Annotated in this window: 5 protein-coding genes and 1 pseudogene; 3 read left to right on the top strand and 3 right to left on the bottom strand. The window is 48.9% G+C overall.

Going from position 1 to position 3,357, the window contains the following annotated elements; all coding sequences use genetic code 11:
- Both ACTHRE_RS05945 and ACTHRE_RS05940 read right to left on the bottom strand, forming a co-directional pair.
- A pseudogene (locus tag ACTHRE_RS05945) lies at nucleotides 1–248 on the bottom strand (transferrin-binding protein-like solute binding protein); the annotation flags it as partial.
- A 212-nt stretch (nucleotides 249–460) separates the two neighbouring features.
- Nucleotides 461–1,084, bottom strand: a complete 624-nt coding sequence (locus ACTHRE_RS05940; protein WP_019270851.1) for a biliverdin-producing heme oxygenase — start codon at nucleotides 1,082–1,084, stop codon at nucleotides 461–463.
- A 452-nt stretch (nucleotides 1,085–1,536) separates the two neighbouring features.
- On the opposite strand from ACTHRE_RS05940, the gene ACTHRE_RS05935 reads away from it, so the two are divergent.
- Genes ACTHRE_RS05935 through ACTHRE_RS05925 form a run of 3 tightly spaced genes read left to right on the top strand, consistent with a single transcriptional unit; the run spans nucleotide 1,537 to nucleotide 3,031 of the window.
- Nucleotides 1,537–2,073, top strand: a complete 537-nt coding sequence (locus ACTHRE_RS05935) for a gamma carbonic anhydrase family protein (protein ID WP_285071552.1) — start codon at nucleotides 1,537–1,539, stop codon at nucleotides 2,071–2,073.
- A 39-nt stretch (nucleotides 2,074–2,112) separates the two neighbouring features.
- Nucleotides 2,113–2,712, top strand: a complete 600-nt coding sequence (locus tag ACTHRE_RS05930) for a Maf family protein (protein WP_107867633.1) — start codon at nucleotides 2,113–2,115, stop codon at nucleotides 2,710–2,712.
- A gap of 25 nt (nucleotides 2,713–2,737) precedes the next feature.
- The gene (locus tag ACTHRE_RS05925; protein ID WP_440345061.1) at nucleotides 2,738–3,031 is read left to right on the top strand and encodes a hypothetical protein; all 294 of its coding nucleotides are present in this window, start codon (nucleotides 2,738–2,740) and stop codon (nucleotides 3,029–3,031) included.
- Between the two features lie 42 nt (nucleotides 3,032–3,073).
- Here ACTHRE_RS05925 and ACTHRE_RS05920 read toward each other — a convergent pair.
- Nucleotides 3,074–3,357 (bottom strand): transposase (locus tag ACTHRE_RS05920; RefSeq protein WP_440345060.1); only part of this gene is annotated, 284 nt, incomplete at its 5' end.

Below are 3,357 nucleotides of genomic sequence, written 5' to 3'. Positions count from 1 at the left end.
TTGGCTTCTTCAGCTTTCTTGGCTTCTTCAGCTTTCTTGGCTTCTTCAGCTTTCTTGGCTTCTTCAGCTTTCTTAGCGTCTTCTGTTTGTTTTGAATCACCTCCTCCGCCCGAGCCGGAATTATTGCCCGGCTGTTGCGGGATCGGTGCAGACTGTGCAGACGGCGTGCCACCACCGCTTGAACCGCATGCACTCAATGCGATGCTGCAGGCAATCGCCAACATACTTAATTTAAATGATTCCTTCATGGTAAAACTCCTGAATTTGATAATGGTATTTTGGAATGATGGTGATAAAATATTTGATAATTATTTACATCAAACCAATTAAAAAATACCGCAGATGCGGATAACCAAACAATACAACACTTACACCAGCATGAAGGTCGTCTGAAAACAGAATTTATGAATCCGCGTATACAGATGTGTTTCAGACAACCTCTACTTATATCGTCAAACCATTAATGACGGTGCGGAACAAAGCCTTCCGGAGCTTCCGCACCTGCCGGCAGGTCAAATGTTTCGCGCAGAACGACTTTGTAGAACGCAAATGCATCTTTTGCACCTTGAATCGCTTCGGCTTCAGCTTCAGGGCTTAAACCCAAAGCATTCAGATGCTCGACAAAAGCACGCCAATGTTTGCCGCGGCCGTTCGGATGGGGAGCGAGGTGGCGCGCGCCGTGTTCGCCGGTGTAATCCAGCTTTTGCGCGTGTTTAAATAAAAATGCTGCGCCCAAATTGGAACCTTCGGCGCAATACAGCCAACCGATAGCTTTATTGCCGGTTTCATGCGGCAGCGGTTTGCCGTATTCGTAAGGTTTGTCGCCCAAATCCGCCAAGTCTTGCGTTACCGCATCGTAACGCGCCATGTATTCCAGCTCGGGAATGGCTTTGTTCAACTCGGGGTCTTTATAGATATGATCAACCGCTTTGTGGAACACGGATTGCAGTTTCAAAAATTTGATGTAGTTCTCTTTGTTGGTAAACGGCTCGACAGACATAACCAAGTTGTCCACGCTATCGTGAATAGTTGTAGTCTGCTCTTTCAGCCGTTTGGCAAAAGTCAGCTCTTGTGTTTCGCTCATGTGAATATCCTTCATACAGTTTCAGACGACCTTCCGACCGCCTTTATTTAAACAAGGTGGATTGGATAGATTTGAAAACGGACACGGGATGGAAGCCAAGGTTTGTGGGATTGGAAACCCACCAAACCTGGTTGAAAACAAACCATCGGGTTTCGTTATTTTATGAAATATTTTTTAAAAATATATATCATTCCAATTCAAATGGCAAGAGAATGGTTTGCAGCTACTTGCAACTACAAGATAATAACGGACAATTTTCTACCTTCGGCAAACAAGAGAGGCAGGCTTAACGGAAAATAATTCCTTAACCATAAAAAATATTGTTTACAAAGACATGACAACATCTCGGCAGACACCGTCCTTGCCTCACCTGCGTCAAAACGGCATACTTTCGCCATACCGAGCCGCAGGTCGTCTGAAACCTGCCACACTGTCAAAAAGGAAGAAACAACATGAACCCTATCCGCCCCTTCTTAGACCATACTCCGCAAATTCACGAATCCTGCCTCATCGACGAAACCTCCGTCATCATCGGCGAAGTATCGCTTGCCGAAGACGTATCCGTTTGGCCGTATGCCGTGTTGCGCGGCGACGTGAACAGCATCAGCATCGGCGCGCGCAGCAATGTACAGGACGGCAGTGTCTTGCACGTTTCGCACAAAAACGCGGAAAAGCCCGAAGGCTCACCCCTTATCATCGGCGAAGACGTAACCGTCGGACACAAAGTCATGCTGCACGGCTGCCGCATCGGCGATCGTGTGTTGATTGGGATGGGTACGATTATTCTGGACGATACCGTCATCGAAGACGACGTGATGATAGGTGCAGGCAGCTTGGTGCCGCCACGCAAACGTTTGGAAAGCGGCTATCTCTATGTCGGTTCGCCCGTCAAACAAGTCCGCCCGCTGACCGAAAAAGAAAAAGAATTTTTGAAATATTCTTCCGCGCATTATGTGCGGCTGGCAGGCCAACACAAGCAGTCAAAATAATTTTCAGGCGACCTTATATCCCTTAAAAAAGAAAGTTTTATGCACACACTCTACCTAGCCTCCGGCAGCCCGCGCCGCCGCGAAATTTTGGAAAACCTAGGATTCAAAGTTATCCGTATCCCTGCCGACATCGACGAAACGCCGCATTCCGACGAAAAAGCCGCCGATTATGTGCAACGTATGGCGCAGGAAAAAAATGCCGCCGCTGTCGAGCAATGGTTTGCCGCACACGACGCGTCGCCCGAATATCCGATTCTGACTGCCGACACTACGGTCGCCTATCAAAACCACATCCTCGGCAAACCGGAAACCGAAGCCCAAGCAGCCGAAATGCTCGCCCGGCTTTCAGGGCAGACGCATCAGGTGCTGACTGCCGTATGCGTATATTGGCAAGGGAAAATGCACGGCGTTTTGCAAACCAGCGATGTACGTTTCAAAACCTTGTCTGCCGAAGAAATATCCGCCTATATCCGAAGTGGCGAACCGATGGACAAAGCCGGCGCGTATGGCATTCAGGGTTTGGGCGGCGTGTTTGTCGAGCATTTGCAAGGCAGCTTTACAGGCGTGATGGGCCTGCCCGTTTACGAAACGGTCGGCTTGTTGGAACAATTCGGATTGAGTATTCCCCCATTTGCCTGATTTTAAATACCTTCAAACAAACATTATGAAAACATACGTCTTCCCCTTTTTATCCGCAGTATTCCTTCTCGCTGGCTGCACCACTTTTTCAGACGACGGTACACCCGCCATCCGCAAAGGCAACGACAGCATCCTCTCTTTCGGGAAGCTTGGCTCCGCTATAGAAGATGCGCCTGCAGGCGGCTGGGTCATGCTCGGCGATCAATACACCTATGAGACCTTTGCAAAATTCCTTTCCCCCAACAGCCGAAACCTAAACACAGGTTTTCGGCTGTTTTTATTTCAAATATCCACTGATTCTACTCAAATACCCCCTTAATCCCCCTTGGATACCTGATTAAGCAGGCATCCGGGCCACCTTTTAGGCGGCAACAGGCACACTTAGCCTGTTAGCGGCTTTCAATAGGTTCAAACACATCGCCTTCAGATGGCTTTGTGCACTCACTTTGAGCAGCCCGAAATAGGCTGCCCGCGCATAGCGGAATTTACGGTGCAGCGTACCGAAGCTTTGTTCGATCACATAACGGGTCTTCGACAAATACCGGTTACGTTTGGTTTGCGTTTCCGTCAGCGGACGGTTGCGGTGGGCTTTGCGCATAATGCCGTCCAACAACCGATGCTCTTTCAGATGTTGCCGGTTTTCCT

The sequence above is a fragment of the Neisseria sp. P0001.S007 genome, assembly GCF_051963655.1.
Lineage (GTDB): Bacteria > Pseudomonadota > Gammaproteobacteria > Burkholderiales > Neisseriaceae > Neisseria > Neisseria subflava_A.
The sequence above is the reverse complement of the archived record's forward strand: the minus strand, read 5'-3'. Positions and strand labels throughout refer to the sequence as shown.

Bases quoted from the DNA above. Each gene is read 5' to 3' on its own strand.
- ACTHRE_RS05940 (WP_019270851.1), bottom strand. From the start codon at position 1,084: ATGAGCGAAACACAAGAGCTGACTTTTGCCAAACGGCTGAAAGAGCAG.
- ACTHRE_RS05935 (WP_285071552.1), top strand. From the start codon at position 1,537: ATGAACCCTATCCGCCCCTTCTTAGACCATACTCCGCAAATTCACGAA.
- ACTHRE_RS05930 (WP_107867633.1), top strand. From the start codon at position 2,113: ATGCACACACTCTACCTAGCCTCCGGCAGCCCGCGCCGCCGCGAAATT.
- ACTHRE_RS05925 (WP_440345061.1), top strand. From the start codon at position 2,738: ATGAAAACATACGTCTTCCCCTTTTTATCCGCAGTATTCCTTCTCGCT.